15 protein-coding genes are annotated in these 15121 nt (G+C 62.0%); 2 read left to right on the forward strand and 13 right to left on the reverse strand.

Annotated features, from left to right (window positions below; genetic code table 11):
• Positions 1-28: 28 nt before the first annotated feature.
• The 4 genes from rocD to B2M20_RS13515 form a co-directional block, all read right to left on the reverse strand.
• Positions 29-1246, reverse strand: a complete 1218-nt coding sequence (rocD, locus tag B2M20_RS13500; RefSeq protein ID WP_079447687.1) for an ornithine--oxo-acid transaminase — start codon at positions 1244-1246, stop codon at positions 29-31.
• Between the two features lie 149 nt (positions 1247-1395).
• Positions 1396-2730 (reverse strand): ATP-binding protein, encoded by a 1335-nt coding sequence (locus tag B2M20_RS13505; RefSeq protein ID WP_079447688.1) that lies wholly within the window; start codon positions 2728-2730, stop codon positions 1396-1398.
• Positions 2731-2792: 62 nt separating this feature from the next.
• Entirely contained in the window at positions 2793-3521 is a 729-nt protein-coding gene (locus B2M20_RS13510; RefSeq protein WP_079447546.1) for a response regulator, read from the reverse strand.
• On the reverse strand, positions 3518-4030 hold the full coding sequence (locus B2M20_RS13515) for a MarR family winged helix-turn-helix transcriptional regulator (protein ID WP_079447689.1): 513 nt from the start codon (positions 4028-4030) through the stop codon (positions 3518-3520). Before B2M20_RS13515 ends, B2M20_RS13510 begins: the two co-directional genes overlap by 4 nt.
• Before the next feature lie 289 nt (positions 4031-4319).
• On the opposite strand from B2M20_RS13515, the gene B2M20_RS13520 reads away from it, so the two are divergent.
• On the forward strand, positions 4320-5432 hold the full coding sequence (locus B2M20_RS13520; protein WP_079447547.1) for a branched-chain amino acid aminotransferase: 1113 nt from the start codon (positions 4320-4322) through the stop codon (positions 5430-5432).
• 20 nt (positions 5433-5452) lie between these two features.
• On the opposite strand, the gene B2M20_RS13525 is transcribed toward B2M20_RS13520, so the two are convergent.
• The 6 genes from B2M20_RS13525 to uvrC all read right to left on the reverse strand — a co-directional run bounded on the left by B2M20_RS13525 (position 5453) and on the right by uvrC (position 11647).
• A complete protein-coding gene (locus tag B2M20_RS13525; protein WP_079447548.1) occupies positions 5453-6883 on the reverse strand; it encodes an MATE family efflux transporter in 1431 nt (476 codons plus the stop codon).
• A 167-nt stretch (positions 6884-7050) separates the two neighbouring features.
• Positions 7051-8091: a 50S ribosomal protein L3 N(5)-glutamine methyltransferase gene (gene prmB, locus B2M20_RS13530; protein ID WP_079447549.1), complete on the reverse strand. Its 1041-nt coding sequence runs from the start codon at positions 8089-8091 to the stop codon at positions 7051-7053.
• A complete protein-coding gene (locus B2M20_RS13535) occupies positions 8091-8570 on the reverse strand; it encodes a molybdenum cofactor biosynthesis protein MoaE (protein WP_079447550.1) in 480 nt (159 codons plus the stop codon). The genes prmB and B2M20_RS13535 overlap by 1 nt, the downstream gene beginning before the upstream one ends.
• Before the next feature lie 22 nt (positions 8571-8592).
• A complete protein-coding gene (gene moaD / locus B2M20_RS13540; RefSeq protein WP_079447551.1) occupies positions 8593-8844 on the reverse strand; it encodes a molybdopterin converting factor subunit 1 in 252 nt (83 codons plus the stop codon).
• On the reverse strand, positions 8841-9458 hold the full coding sequence (pgsA, locus tag B2M20_RS13545; protein ID WP_079447552.1) for a CDP-diacylglycerol--glycerol-3-phosphate 3-phosphatidyltransferase: 618 nt from the start codon (positions 9456-9458) through the stop codon (positions 8841-8843). The genes moaD and pgsA overlap by 4 nt, the downstream gene beginning before the upstream one ends.
• A gap of 134 nt (positions 9459-9592) precedes the next feature.
• The gene (uvrC, locus tag B2M20_RS13550) at positions 9593-11647 is read right to left on the reverse strand and encodes an excinuclease ABC subunit UvrC (RefSeq protein WP_079447553.1); all 2055 of its coding nucleotides are present in this window, start codon (positions 11645-11647) and stop codon (positions 9593-9595) included.
• Positions 11648-11924: 277 nt separating this feature from the next.
• Between uvrC and B2M20_RS13555 the strand changes: the two genes are divergently transcribed.
• Positions 11925-12545, forward strand: a complete 621-nt coding sequence (locus B2M20_RS13555; RefSeq protein WP_079447554.1) for an outer membrane protein — start codon at positions 11925-11927, stop codon at positions 12543-12545.
• A 147-nt stretch (positions 12546-12692) separates the two neighbouring features.
• Here the strand turns inward: B2M20_RS13555 and B2M20_RS13560 are convergent, their stop codons facing one another.
• From B2M20_RS13560 to B2M20_RS13570, 3 genes are all read right to left on the reverse strand, one after another.
• On the reverse strand, positions 12693-13547 hold the full coding sequence (locus tag B2M20_RS13560; RefSeq protein ID WP_079447555.1) for a 23S rRNA (adenine(2030)-N(6))-methyltransferase RlmJ: 855 nt from the start codon (positions 13545-13547) through the stop codon (positions 12693-12695).
• A 93-nt stretch (positions 13548-13640) separates the two neighbouring features.
• Complete coding sequence (locus tag B2M20_RS13565) at positions 13641-14333, reverse strand: ribonuclease T2 family protein (RefSeq protein ID WP_079447556.1); 693 nt, start codon at positions 14331-14333, stop codon at positions 13641-13643.
• A 200-nt stretch (positions 14334-14533) separates the two neighbouring features.
• A complete protein-coding gene (locus B2M20_RS13570; RefSeq protein WP_079447557.1) occupies positions 14534-14989 on the reverse strand; it encodes a hypothetical protein in 456 nt (151 codons plus the stop codon).
• Positions 14990-15121 lie beyond the last annotated feature (132 nt).

The raw sequence follows: 15121 nt of genomic DNA on the forward strand, positions 1-15121 counted from the left end.
CGCTTCTGATCCCATCAGAAAGCGGACTCTAGGGATCAGCTTCCGCGCGAGCGAATTCGTCCAGCACTTCGGCGACCCGGTCCGCCACCCAATCGATCTGGGATTCTTCGATAATCAGCGGGGGCGCAAAACGAATGGTGTTGCGGTGAGTGTCCTTGGTCAGCACGCCCGCCTGCAACAGCCGCGTTGCGACCGCGGCGGCGTTGGCCAAATCGCGATCCAACTCGACGCCCGCGAACAACCCCCGCCCTCGCACCTCGCGAATGATGGGATTTTCGATCGCGCGAAGTCGTGCGAGCAAATGCGTGCCAAGGCGCGCGGACCGCTCGACCAGTCTCTCGTCCATCAACGTATCAAGTGCGGCCAATCCGACCGCGGCCGCAATCGGATTACCGCCGAAGGTGCTGCCATGGTCGCCGGGCGTGAACACCTGCATCACCTCGCGCCGCGCCAGGAACAGCGACACCGGCAGAAGTCCGCCGCCCAACGCCTTGCCCAGTGTTATCGCGTCCGGCGTCACGCCGTCGTGCTGGCAAGCTAGCAGCTGCCCGGTGCGACCAAGGCCGGACTGGATCTCGTCGCAGATCAACAGGACATTGTGCTCCCGGCAGATGCGCGCGACCTCGGCAAGGTAGCCCGGCGGCGGCACGTTGATGCCGCCTTCGCCCTGGATCGGCTCGACCAGGAAGGCCGCGGTGTTCGGCGTGATCGCGGCTCGAAGCGCCGCCACGTCGCCGAACGGCACCGACCTGAAACCGGGCGGAAATGGACCGAAGCCGTCGCGATATTGCGCCACAGACGAGAAGCCGACGATAGCGATGGTGCGGCCGTGAAAATTACCGTCACAGACGATGATCTCAGCGCGGTCGGCCGGCACCCCCTTGACCGTGTAGGCCCATTTGCGCGCGGCCTTCAGCGCCGTTTCCACCGCCTCGGCGCCGCTGTTCATCGGCAGCGCCAAGTCCATCCCGGTCAAACTGCAAGCGCGGGCGAGAAAGGCTCCGAGACGATCGTTGAAATAAGCGCGCGAAATCGTGTCCAGTTGTCGCGCCTGGTCAGTGAGCGCCTGTATCAATCGGGGATGAGAATGTCCGAAGCTTGCCGCCGAATAGGCGCCCATCATATCGATGTAGCGTCGCCCGTTTTCGTCCCACAGGTAGACGCCCTTGCCACGCACGATGGTGACCGGCATCGGCGCATAGTTGGAGGCACCATAGCGCATTTCCAGCTTAACCGAGCCGTCCATGTCACCCGCTCCCTCAATTCGAGTGTGCTCGAGGCCGTAGAGCATCATGCGCTCCTCCTGGCCAGACCGCAACGAGCCCGTATTCAATGTGGGACCTCAGAACCGGGAAAGCTAGGCATGATCCGAGCGCAGAAAGAACACGCTTGCACCTACACCGGCACCCGCACGGTCGCGCGCAGACCGCCCATCGGACTGTCACCGAGTGTAATGTCGCCGCCATGGGAGCGCGCGATGTCTCGCGCAATAGCAAGGCCGAGACCGGAGCCGCCCTCGTCCTGATTGCGCGCGCTGTCGAGTCGCAGGAACGGCTTGAAGACCTCCTCGCGCATGTCCCGCGGGATGCCCGGGCCATCATCATCGACCATGACGGTGAGCCATCGGTGATCGCGATGGCCGTTGATGGCGATGGAGTCGGCGTATCGTGCCGCGTTTGACACCAGATTGCCAAGGCAGCGCTTGAACGCTGCCGGCTTGACGGTGGCGACGGGAAGTCCGTTAAATATCGCCGTTGCTGCGTGACCGTTGCGCTCGGCATCGCTTCGTAACTCCTCGAGAGCGGAAGCCATGTCGGTCGGCTGCGCATGCTCGCCGCTGTCACCGCGCGCGAAAGCGAGATAAGCCTCAAGCATCCCGTGCATCTCGTCGACATCCTTCCGCATGCCATCGACTTCCGGACTGTCGCCGATCAGCGCCAGCTCCAGCTTGAAGCGGGTCAGAATCGTGCGCAGGTCATGCGACACGCCGGCCAGCATCGCGGTGCGCTGCTCGATACTGCGCTCGATACGCATCTTCATTTCGATGAACGCATGCGCCGCGCGGCGGACCTCGCGCGCCCCGCGCGGACGGAAGTTCGGCGCGTCGCGGCCCTTGCCAAAACTCTCGGCGGCGTCCGCCAGCCGCAGGATCGGCTTGATCTGGTTGCGAAGAAACAGCACAGCGACGAACAGCAGGATCGACGACGTGCCCAGCATCCAGAAGATGAAGATTTCCGAGTTTGACGCGTAGGCGGCGCTGCGCTGCGCAAACACCCGCATCACAGTGTCGTCGAGCTGAATTCTGATCTCCACCAGATTGGACCGTCCGACCGTATCGATCCAGAACGGCTTGCCGATCTGCCTGCTGATCTGCACCGACAGCGACTGGTCGAGCAGGGTGAAGAACGGTTTCGGCCCGGGCGGGGGCATATCGCCCGGAGGCAGGAAATCGACGACCAATCCGAGCCGCTGCTGTGCGATGCGCCGGATCGCCGTACGGTCCTTGTCCTGCGGGTAATCCTTGTACACATCGATCAGCGCGGCGACGTCCTGCACTACTGCCGCCGACAGACGTCGCGTCACCGTATTCCAGTGGCGCTCCATGAACACGAAGGCCACGACCGATTGCAGCACCACCATAGGAACAATCATGATCAGCAGCGCACGGGCATAAAGGCCCTCGGGCATCCACTTCTTGAACGCGTGCCCAATCCGGCTATTGACGACCATGACCCGTCGCAACGCCGTGCGGGCTAGCGTGAGACCGGCATCGAGGGTGGTCGTGATCGACGTCAAGGGGCTGCGACCAGGCGATAGCCTACCCCGCGTACCGCCTGGAGGAATAGCGGATTGGCGGGATCACGCTCGATCTTCCTCCGCAACCGGTTGATCTGGACATCGACGGCGCGCTCGTTCACGGTGCCGCCGCCGTTGAGTTCGCCGCGGCGAACCGTCTCGCCCGGGGTGGCCGCGAGCATACGCAGCATCTCGCGCTCGCGATCAGTGAGATGAATGACGTCGTCGCCCTGACGCAGCTCACCGCGCTCCAGATGATAGACATAGGGTCCGAACGCAATCGATTCGCTTCGCATCATCGGCAGCGGCATCGTACGCTTGAGGATATTCCCGATCCGCAGCACCAGTTCGCGCGGCTCGAACGGCTTGGCGAGATAGTCGTCAGCGCCGATCTGCAAACCCTCGATGCGGTTCTCGGCCTCGTGCAGGGCCGTCAGCATGATGATCGGCACCGGAGACGAGGCACGGATGGAACGGGCGAGATCAAAGCCGGTTTCGCCGGGCATCATGATGTCCAGGATCAACAGGTCGAAATGCAGACCGAGCAATTTCGAGCGGGCGGCCTTGGCGCTCATGGCCGTGGTGACACGGTAACCCTCCCCCGCCAGAAAGCGCGACAACAGATCCCGGATGCGCCGGTCATCGTCGACCAGCAGCAGATGCGGGGCGTCGTCGGCCAGCTTCACCTGCGCTCGCGCGGTCCCTGCCGTTTGCGTTACTGTCATGCCTTCACCATCTTGCCGTCCGCTCGCAGGATCGCCTCCAGCACCTTGTCAGGATCATCATGGTCGACCATCCCGAGCAAAAATTTGCGCACCACCTCGGCACCGGATGCGTCGAGGCCCCGCAGCGCGCGTTTGATGCGATCGGTCTGAAGACCCGCGAGCTGCGCTACCAGCGCCTCGCCTTTCGGGGTGGCGAAAAGAAGGCGCTGCCGGCGGTCGGCGTCGCCAGCCTTCTGCACGATATAGCCCTCGTCGAGGAGTTGCTTGAGCACTCGCCCCAGCGATTGCTTCGTGATCCGCAGAACATCGAGCAAATCGGCGACGGTAAGCCCGGGGTAACGATGGACGAAATGCATGACTCGATGATGCGCGCGGCCGAAGCCGAATTCCTCAAGCACATGATCAGGATCGTCAACGAAATCGCGATAGGCAAAGAACAGCAGTTCGATGATGTCCCAACGCGTCTCCGCGGATCGCCTGCCGGGCGTCTCAGGGCCGGAAGTGACCATGGCGGTCGGGGCCGAGAGTTTTATGTCAGCCATATTGACATATCTGGTTTCAATGTTACAAGTCGGCTGTCTGATGCGAAATATAATAACGTTTCGTCCGGGGCCGACTGTTTATCGACCCCCGACACGAGCGTGCGAAACCACGCAGCCCGGAATTCTGATCGGTGCGATTGCCGGGCGGCATTTCGGTTAACATACTGGACTTCGCGCCTTCCGCCAAAGCGGAAACCGCCTTCGCATGGCAGGCAGGGGCACGCAGACACGGTGCTGCAAAGCCGGGAGAATGTTCATGGGAGTTTCGCTTGATACGATCGATGGCGGGACGTCGTTGAGATTCGATATCCAACCGACGGCCAATCCGACGCAGGCGACCGTGCGCGCCGAAAAACTTGCGAACCCTGGTTTTGGCCGGGTGTTTACCGATCACATGGCCGTTGTGAACTTCAATCAGGCGAAAGGCTGGCACGGGGCGAGGGTCGCGTCGCGCGCCAACTTCCCGCTCGATCCTGCGACCGCCGTTCTGCACTACGCGCAGGAGATTTTCGAAGGCCTCAAGGCCTACAAGCGTGACGACGGTGGCGTCAACCTGTTCCGTCCCGACGCCAATGCGAGACGCTTCCGCAATTCGGCCGAGCGCATGGCGATGGCGCCACTACCCGAGACCGTTTTCATCGAGGCCATCGAGCAACTCGTGCGCATCGACCAGGACTGGATTCCTGGCGGTGAAGGCAGCCTATACCTGCGGCCCTTCATGATCGCGAACGAGGTCTTCCTCGGCGTGAAGCCATCGGCGGACTACATCTTCGCCGTCATCGCCTCTTCGGTCGGCTCCTATTTCAAGGGCGGCCCCGCACCAGTCTCGATCTGGGTATCGGAAAACTACACGCGCGCGGCAGTCGGCGGCACCGGCGCCGTCAAATGCGGCGGTAACTATGCCGCCAGCCTGCGCGCGCAGGCCGAAGCCATCGATCGCGGCTGCGATCAGGTGGTTTTTCTGGATGCGGTCGAGCGACGCTATGTCGAAGAACTCGGTGGCATGAACGTTTTCTTCGTTTTCGACGACGGTTCGCTCTCGACGCCGCCGCTCGGCACCATCCTGCCGGGCATCACCCGCGATTCGATCATCACACTCGCAAGGGAATCCGGCACGAGCGTGCGCGAGGAGCCCTATACAATCGATCAGTGGCGCACGGATGCCGCCAGCGGCAGGCTCCGGGAAGCGTTCGCCTGCGGCACCGCCGCCGTCATCTCGCCGATCGGCAAGGTGTGCTCGGCGCACGGCGATTTCACCATCAATGGGGGCGCCGCCGGGTCCGTCGCGATGGGCTTTCGCAAGAAGCTAGTCGACATCCAGTATGGCCGCGCGACCGACCCGCACAACTGGACCCGCAAGGTGCTGTGACCGGCGCGCATTCACGCGATTTATTTCGCGGCCAAGACCTCGCGAAACTGCCTGCCGTTTAGGGGCACCAGACCGATCCGCTCACGTCTGACCCAGCGCGAAATCATCAGGATGGCCACGGCCGCGAGGCCCGACGCCAGGCCGATCCAGATACCGGTGCCCTGAAATCCGAGTTTGAAGGCAAACAGCAAACTCAACGACATGCCGAAGCCCCAATAGCCCAGGCCGGCATAAATCATCGGCACGCGGGTATCCTGCAAACCACGCAGCATACCGGCGCCGACCACCTGCGCGCCATCGGCAATCTGAAATACCGCTGCACAGGTGAGAAACGACACCGCAAGTCCGATCACCTCGGCGTTTGCCGCATCGTTGACGTCGATAAATGCGCCGATCAGCCATCGTGGCGCGGTAATCATCAACACACTGGTGCTCACCATGAATGCAATCGCCAGGGCAAACGACGTCCATCCTGCGCGGGTAATCCCGTCGAAGTCTCGCGCGCCGTACGCGCGACCGACACGTACCGTCGCCGCCTGCGCCAGTCCCATTGGCACCATGAAGGAAACCGACGCGATCTGAATTGCAATGGCATGAGCCGCGATCGAGGCTGTTCCGAACTGTCCCATCAGGAATACCGCGGCATTGAACACGGTGATCTCGAAGCCGAGCGCCGCGCCAATCGGCAGACCGACGCGCCACAGCGTGACGAGACGCGGCCAATCGGCGTGCCACCAGTTCCCGAAAAGATGATAGCGACGGAACTTGTGGCCAAAGCTCACCACCACTACCAGCCCGGCGAACAGGAAGGTGTTCGACAACGTCGTTGCGATGCCGGAGCCGCGCAGTCCAAGTGCCGGCAGACCAAGATGACCGAACACAAGCGCCCAGTTTGCGACGATGTTGAACAGGATCGCGACCGCCGTCACCATCATCGCCGATAACGGCCGTTCCAGCGCGGCGAAGAACGAGCGTAACGCGATGAAGCCGAGCGTCGGCAGCATGCCCCATTGCAAGGCGCGCACGAACAGCTGAGCATCTGCTGCAAGCTGCGGTTCCTGATCAAACCGAAGGAGGATCGCCTCGGTATGCCAAAGCAGCAGCCAGCTCGGCACCGCAATCAGAACCGACGCCCATATCCCCTGCCGAAACGTCCGCCGCACGTCGCGCACCATATGCAGCTTGCGGCCAAACGCCTCGGCCATCATCGGCGAGGTCGCGGTGACGACGCCAATGCCGAAAATCAGGATCGCGAAGTACAGATTGACGCCAAGGGTTCCGGCGGCCAGCGCGGAAGCACCAACGCGGCCCAGCACGATCACATCTGTCGTGGTCAGCGCGATTTGCGCGAGGTTGGTGAGGACCAGAGGCCAACCGAGCGTCAGGGTGGCCCGGAATTCTCCGAGCCAAACATCGCGCCAGAGTGCGCTATGGCGAGCGTCAAAAAGCATGGCGACTTCGTCATCAACACGGCAATCGGGGCAGAAAGACAGTATCGGGACGACGGGCACCTTTCACCGTGTCGCCGGAGGCGTCGTATCTCGTTCATTGACCAGCGTTTATAGCGCTTTCAAACGATCAGGCACCGGTTCGCAAGAACAAACGCAACGCCACACGCTCATGCCGCGCCGGCCGAATGTGCAGACCTATCCGCAAGCCGCGCGACCTCGATCCAGAACACCTCGCCCTCAGATTCCTCGGTATCGAGCCAGAGCAAATCCGCGCGCGGATAAGCCTTTTCGATCGCCGGCTTGCAGCGACCGACCTCGCACAACAGTCCACCGCCGGGCGCGAGATGAGTATTGGCGCCGTCGATGATCTGTCGCACCAGATCGATGCCATCGGCACCGCCGTCGAACGCCATCCGCGGCTCCGCAAGACACTCGTGCGGCAGGCCCGCCATGCCCTTCGCATCGACATAAGGCGGGTTCGAGATAATGAGATCGTATCGCTTGCCACTGACTGCTGTGAACAGATCGCCCTGCGCAACATGGATGCGATCGGTAAGGCCGTGCTCGCGTACATTGCGCGCTGCGACCGCGAGCGCGTCCGCCGACAGGTCAGTCGCATCGACCGTCGCATTCGGAAATGCGCGCGCGGCCAAAATCGCAAGGCATCCCGAGCCGGTACATAGATCGAGCACACGGGTTACGGTTGCAGGATGACGCAAACGCAGCACATCGTCGTCGCCGAAATGCGAATCCAAAATTTCCCCGATGAACGAACGCGGCACGATCACGCGCTCGTCGACATAGAACGGCAAGCCGCGCATATACATCCTGTTGACGAGATAGGCGGCGGGCTTGCGGGTTGCGATGCGCTGCTCAATCCAGCCAAGAATGCGCCGGCCCGCCGCCTTCGGTACGCGCCGCGCCGCCTGCGGTTCGACCTCGTCCGGATGCAGGTGCATGGCCTCGCCGACCAGGAAGGCCGCCTCTGCGACCGGATCGGTGGTGCCGTGCGCGAAAATGACATGCGCGCGCTCAAGCCTTGCGGCTGCATGATGAACATAGTCGAAAATCGTCTCGAGTTCCGGAGTCGAGGTTCTGGCAACGGCAGAGTTTGCAGCCTTTGCTGTGGCTCGCTCCGGCGGGCGTTTTCGGTTTGAGCTGGCGGCCGCGACTTTCGATCGTCCGCCGCGTGCGGCGGTCCTCGCCATCAGGATTTGGCCCAGCGCGCCGCAGCAGTGTCGTCGCGGTCGTGAGCGTCCACCCAGCTTGACCCGGCGGCGCCCTCCTCGCGTTTCCAGAACGGCGCCTGCGTCTTGAGATAGTCCATCAGGAATTCGGCGCCCTGAAATGCCGCCTCGCGATGCGACGACGCAGTGACCACGAGAACGATGTTCTCACCAGGGACGATCCGGCCGTAGCGATGAATGATGGTGATGCCTGTGAGCGGCCAGCGCGAGAGCGCTTCCTCGGCATGACGCGCGATCTCAGCCTCCGCCATACCGGGATAATGTTCCAGCATCAGCGCGGCGATCGCATCGCCACCCTCGCCGCCAGCCTGGTCGCTTCTGCAAATGCCAGAGAAACTCACGACGGCGCCGATGTCGGTGCGGCCGCGCGACAGCGCCGCGACTTCGCGCGCGACATCGAAGTCGGCTTCCTGCAGGCGTATGGTGACGGGAACGGTCATCGACGGAGCCGGAGTTGACAGATCAGCCGCCGGTCATCGGCGGAAAGAAGGCAATTTCGCGCGCGCCCGCGATCGTCGTGTCCTGGTTGACATGCATCCGGTCGATCGCGGCGCGGATCACCTTCGGCTTCTCGAATGCGTGGGCATATTCATCGCCCCGCTGCGACAACCATGCGATCAGATCGGCAACCGTCGCGACGGCCGGCGGGGGATCGAGCGCCTCCTCGGCCTTGCCGACCCGCTCGCGCACCCAGGCGAAATAAAGCACCTTCATTTCTCATCCTCCGCCATGAGGTGGTGAATACCGGCGTGGAAATAGTCCCAGCCTGTATAGATGGTGAGGATCGCCGAGACCCACAACAACAGAAGTCCGACCTGGGTCACGAATGGGAATACCAGATCGCCGGCCTCCCCCGCGAGCAAAAACCCGATCGCGACGAGTTGCGCGGTGGTCTTCCACTTCGCAAGCTTGGTCACCGGCACGCTGACGCGCAACGCCGCCAGATATTCGCGAAGCCCAGATACGAGAATCTCGCGGCACAGGATCACGATTGCCGCCCACAGCGTCCAGCCATGGATGATGCCGTCCGCCGCCAACATCAGCAGGCAGGATGCAACCAGAAGCTTGTCGGCGATCGGATCGAGCATCTTGCCGAGGGCGGAGTGCTGATCCCAGATTCGTGCATAGTAGCCGTCGAAAAAGTCCGTCACAGCGGCCGCAATGAACACTCCGAGCGCCACCCAGCGCAGCTGTAACGGCCCGTCCATGATCGATTGCGCATAGACGCAACCCACCACCACCGGGATCGCGGCGATGCGAGCATAGGTGAGGATATTCGGTAGCGACAGCATGTGCTTCGCGGTCGCCTGGCTGGTTACGGTGCTCATTTCATCTTACCAATACTGTCGCAGGGCGAACGTCAACCGGCCGCGCCGCGCAATTTTGCCGACCTCGCGGCTGCCGTAGTCTTAATTCATTGATCTTAGTACGAAAAAGAAGACCGGATATCATAACAAATCCCCTACGCCGGCCGAGCGTGGAAAAAATCGAAGATCCTGCGGGCACTTTCGGCGCTTATGCCCGGAACCTTGCCGAGGTCTACCAGCGACGCCCGCTCAATCTCCTTTAACGTCCCGAAGTGATGCAGCAGCGCGCGCTTACGCGCGGGGCCAATACCGGGAACTTCCTGCAATCCGGCTTCTCTGATGTCCTTTCTACGCAGCTTGCGATGCGATCCGATGACAAACCGATGCGCCTCATCACGCAATCGTTGGATAAAATACAAAATCGGATCCCGCGGTTCGAGCTTGATGGCTGGACGATCCGGCAGGAACAGGGTTTCGCGGCCGGCATCACGGTCCGGTCCCTTGGCGACCGCCACCAACGAGACCCGGCTCAGACCCAGCGCCTCGAATATCCCGCGGGCGGCATTGAGCTGGCCGAGGCCGCCGTCGATGATCACGAGATCGGGCCATTGCGGAACGGCGTCCTGTTCCGATTCAGCTTTCTGCGTCAGCAATCTCTTGAACCGGCGCTCCAACACCTCACGCATCATCGCGTAGTCGTCACCGGGGGTCAGGTTATCAGACTTGATGTTGAACTTGCGGTACTGATTCTTGAGAAAGCCATCGGAACCGGCGACGATCATCGCCCCCACCGCATTGGTGCCCTGGATGTGACTGTTGTCGTAGACTTCGACGCGCTGCGGCGCCTGCGGCAGGCCGAGCACCGTCGCCAACCCCTGCAGCAGCCGCGACTGCGTCGCGGTATCCGCCAGTTTGCGGCCCAGCGCTTCGCGGGCGTTGGTCAACGCGTGCGCGACCAGCTCCTTCTTTTCGCCCCGCTGCGGCATTAAAACCTTGACCCCGTAACCAGCCTTGATCGACAGCGCATGGGCGAGCAATTCGCCTTCCTCGATCGGGCGCGATAACAGGATCAACCTGGGCGGAGGCTTGTCGTCGTAGAACTGGGCGAGGAATGATCCAAGCACCTCCTCCGGCGTGAAAGATTTTTCCGCGCGCGGAAAATAGGCCCGGTTGCCCCAGTTCTGTCCGGTGCGGAAGAAGAATACCTCGACGCAGAAATAGCCGCCCTCCTGATGAATGGCGAAAACGTCCGCTTCTTCCACCGTGCGCGGGTTGATGCCTTGTTGCGACTGGATCGCCGACAGCGCGGCCAGTCGGTCGCGATAGAGCGCAGCGCGCTCGAAGGCGAGATCGTCGGAGGCTTTTTCCATTTCCCGCGCCAGCTCCTCCTTCACGGCGCGGCTGCGACCGGACAGGAAATCGGTCGCCTCGCGAACCAATGCCGTATAGCCGGGAAAATCGATCTCGCCGGTGCAGGGACCGGCGCAACGCCTGATCTGATACAGCAGGCAAGGCCGCGTTCGGCTTTCGAAAAAGGAGTCGGTGCAGGAGCGCACCAGGAACGCTCGCTGCAACGCCGTAATGGTGCGGCCGACTGCACCGGCGGACGCGAAAGGCCCAAAATAGCGCCCCGGCCGCGACTGGGCGCCGCGATGTTTGAGGATCTGCGGCGCCCAGTGGTCGCCAGTAATCAGAATATAGGGGAACGACTTGTCGTCGCGAAGTTGCACGTTGAAGCGTGGTCGCAACTGCTTGATCAAATTCGCTTCGAGCAGCAACGCCTCGGTCTCGGTCTCGGTCGATACGATCTCGACGGTGGCCGTCGCCGCAATCATGCGCGCGATGCGCATCACCTGGCCTGTCGGCCGCGCATAAGACGACAAACGCTTGCGCACGTTCTTGGCTTTGCCGACATACAGCACGTCGCTTGCGGCATTCATCATGCGGTAGACGCCGGGCGAGGTGGGCGCATGGCGAACCGCGTGTTCGATCGCCGCACGTCCGATCGCGAGCGGAGCCTCCGCGATCGTATCGGACGTATCGTCCGGAAGATCAGGCAGCCGCGGCTCGTCGTCCTCGTCGGTCTCAATGGTTGCGGGATCGACGTCCTGTTCCGTCGGCACCCCGCCGCGCCGCCGCATGTCCGCTCCGGAACCAGGCGGCTGTCTTGGCCCGATCGGCTTCGCAGGATCGGAGGAATCGGTCGTCATGTCCCTCAGTTAAGCGATGAAGCCGGCCGATGCCAGCGATCCACTCCCAGGCAGGGCGAGGCTTTGGCTCTGCGCAAAGCGTCACGCGACCGGTTCCCGGCGCGGCCATGCCGATAACACTTTTTTAAGGACAAGAGACGGCGGGGGCACCGTCTTAAGGACCGTTTAACTTAAAACTTTCGATAAATCCTACGTATCGAATTTAGCATTTCGTAGCCATACGGACCTGGCTCGCGCGATGTCACGGTGGGAACGGTAAAAGGGTTGGAGTGCCGAGATGACCAAGACAATGATCGCAGCATTGGCTGCAGTGGCATCCACAGCGCTGATCGGCACCGCGCAGGCCGCCGATTTCTCTTACCGGGCGCCCTACACCGTCAACCAGCCGCTCAATGCCTTTAGCTGGGCGGGGCCCTATCTGGGCGGCAACCTGGGATATGCCTGGGGCAGCGTCCAGAACAGCCTCACCAGGCCGGACGGCGTGTTTGGCGGCGTGCAGGCCGGCTACAACTGGCAGAGCGGTGCGCTGGTGTTCGGCCTCGAAGGTGACATCCAGGCCAACGCCGCCAACGATACTTTCGCGGCCTGGAAATTCTCAAATCCCTGGTTCGGCACTGTACGCGGCCGTGTCGGCTACGCGTTCAACAACGTCCTGGTTTACGGCACCGGCGGTCTTGCCTTCGGTAAACTGCGCGCCGAAACCTTTGCTCTGTCGGAATCCCACACCAACGCGGGCTGGACGGTCGGAGTAGGCGCTGAAGTCGGCATCTACCAGAACTGGACCGCAAAGGTCGAGTATCTGTATGTCGATCTGTCGAGCAGCAATTTCACGATTACAGGCGCGCCGCACAGCTACCAATCCGGAATGGTCCGCGCCGGGGTAAACTATCACTTCTAGAGATCTTTTTGATTTGACGCGTTTTCTTCGAGCGAACCGGATCCCACTTCGCTCGAAACGCTATAACGAGAACAATAATCATCACACCAACCTCCGGCCGCTTGCGGCCGGATTTTTTTGACGGCAATCCGCCCAGGCAAGGCCGGCTCAATCGGTGATCGCCTCAAGCTTGAAGCGGGCGGCGCCGCCCTGGCCCAGCGGTTTCTCCAGTTCGGGAAGGATGGACTTGAGTTCGGCTCTCAACGTCCATGGTGGATTGACGATCAGAAGCCCGGCCGAAGTGAGTGGCCCGTCCGCGGTCTGCGGCGCCACGCTGAATTCCAGTCGTAGGCATTTGTCGGCGTCGCCTCCCGCGACGGCACCGACCCTGCGGGCCAGATCGTCCGTCGCCCGGCGCCGCTTGGCCGGATACCACAACAGGTAGCAGCCGGTCGGCCATTTGGCGAAGGCTTCGGCGAATCCGCCGGCGAGGCGTTCGAACTCGTCCTTGCGCTCGAACGGCGGGTCGATCAGCACCAGCCCGCGCCGCTCCTTCGGAGGCACGAAAGCGGCAAGCCCCATCCAACCGTCAAGATCGACCACGTTGGCCTGGGTGTCGCGGCGCAGCGCACCGATCAGGTGCTTGCGTGCAACGGGCTCGATTTCGCAGGCGACCATCCGGTCCTGCGGCCGCAGCAAAGCACGCGCGATCAAGGGTGACCCCGGATAACATTTCAGGTCACGCTGGGGATTGAAGGCCCTGACGATATCGAGATAGGGCGCAACCAACTGAGCAACGGGGTCGGAAAAACGTGCCTGCATCAGCCGCGCAATGCCGGTCAGCCATTCTCCGCCGCGATCTGCCTCCTCACCGGTCAGATCGTAGACGCCCGCGCCCGCGTGAGTGTCGATGACACGGAATGCCGCCGGCTTCTCGTGCAGATAGGTTAGGACGCGGACCAGCACGATATGCTTGATGACGTCGGCGAAGTTGCCGGCGTGGAAGGCGTGGCGGTAATTCATGGTGCTGAAGTTCTTTTGGTATTTCTCGGAGCAACGCCATCAAGTCCGGCCAGACGTCTTACCGCTCCAATACGCGCAGAAGGAGACGAAATACTACCCGCCGCGCACCGGAGGCATCACCACCTGGTCCCGGACGCAGGCGCGCCGGTCGATTTCCTCACACGCGCGGAATTGCAAGTCCTTGTTCATGCAGATTCGCACCTCGCTAAGCCTGGTCCGGTCGCAGATCACCGCAATTGCGGATTGGCTGAGGCCCGGATTATTCTTGATGAAGGCGCTCTCGATAGCATCAGGCGTCATACTCTTCGGTGCGGCAAGATCGAGAAATTCCGCCGGAATCTTCACAGCGGCGCGTGATTTGCGGACAGTCTCGAAGTAAGCCTCTGCGCTGAGCCCTGAGCAGGTGCCGTGCTTATCCCACTGGCTGTAGATCAGACCCGGCGCCGGCATCAAATCCAGCATCGAGGTCATGATGCGGCGATCAAGCCGCGGAGCAGGACGCTGACAATAATCGGGAAAGCCGTGCTCGTATTGCGGCCAAAGGCCGTGCACCACAAAAGAGAACGGTCGCTCGCCGCACTGGCCCTGCTGCGACCGGCTGGTACTGCCGCGTTCCGCCGCGGCAGCGCAGAACGACGGAGACCATGACAGCGAAAGCACATAGAAATCGAATGCGCCGGGCGCATTCTGTCGTTGGTCTTTTGCCGCCGCATCGGCCGTCCACCCCGCAAGCAGGATCAGCCACGACAGAACAGACGCGGCCGCCGCGCGAGACACCCATTTCATGACGCCAACTCCTCAGCCCAGCCGGAATCCGGTCCTCGCGCGATATCCGACGAGAACCAGCCCACCATAGCATAACGACCCGAGGCCGGGACATCTCTGAAGCTTTACAAGGATAGTGTATAAGGGGTTTCCGCCCGCCCTCGTGATGAGAACACGGGTCAAGCCTTTCCCTTCCGGGATCAGAACCGAGCCTATCTTAATTATGGTTGGGCGGTAAGGCAGCCCGGATTATAGGCCCAGTTGCGATCGAGGCCGACCACGCACCACTCGACGCCCTGCCCCATGCTGGCAATCCCGCCGTCCTCTATGATGGAATAATGCACGGTGCGGACTTTGCCGTCGCTGACCATCGCTTCGGCGGTGCAGTAGCGGCGGGGAATATTGTTGGACTCCCGGGGCCGGAACGCCTTTTCATGGACGTTGCCATAGGCGGTGATGCGCAGCGGGGAGTTCCAGAATTTCCTTTCCTTCTCCCAAAATTGCGTCGTGATGGTCGGCAACCCGGCCTCACAGCCCGGCAACCGACCCTCATAGGACGGCCCGAACACAGGAAAATTGAATGCGTGCGCAACCGGCATCGTAGCGAACAGCCCCAATGCTGCGCCGAGCATCGTGCCGACAGCGGGTTTCTTCAAGGATGTGATAAGGTTGCGCATGGAGTTCCGCCGATGAATCTGAGCCTTGCGACGGTGCCGCGAAGCACGCGCAAGGTCAAGTGCGGCAAGGCAACACCCGCGGCCTAACTCCATGATGACCGGCTCGCCGTTCTTTTCACAGCCCGCTCGGCG

The sequence above is a fragment of the Nitrobacter vulgaris genome, assembly GCF_002028545.1.
In the GTDB taxonomy this organism is placed as follows: domain Bacteria; phylum Pseudomonadota; class Alphaproteobacteria; order Rhizobiales; family Xanthobacteraceae; genus Nitrobacter; species Nitrobacter vulgaris.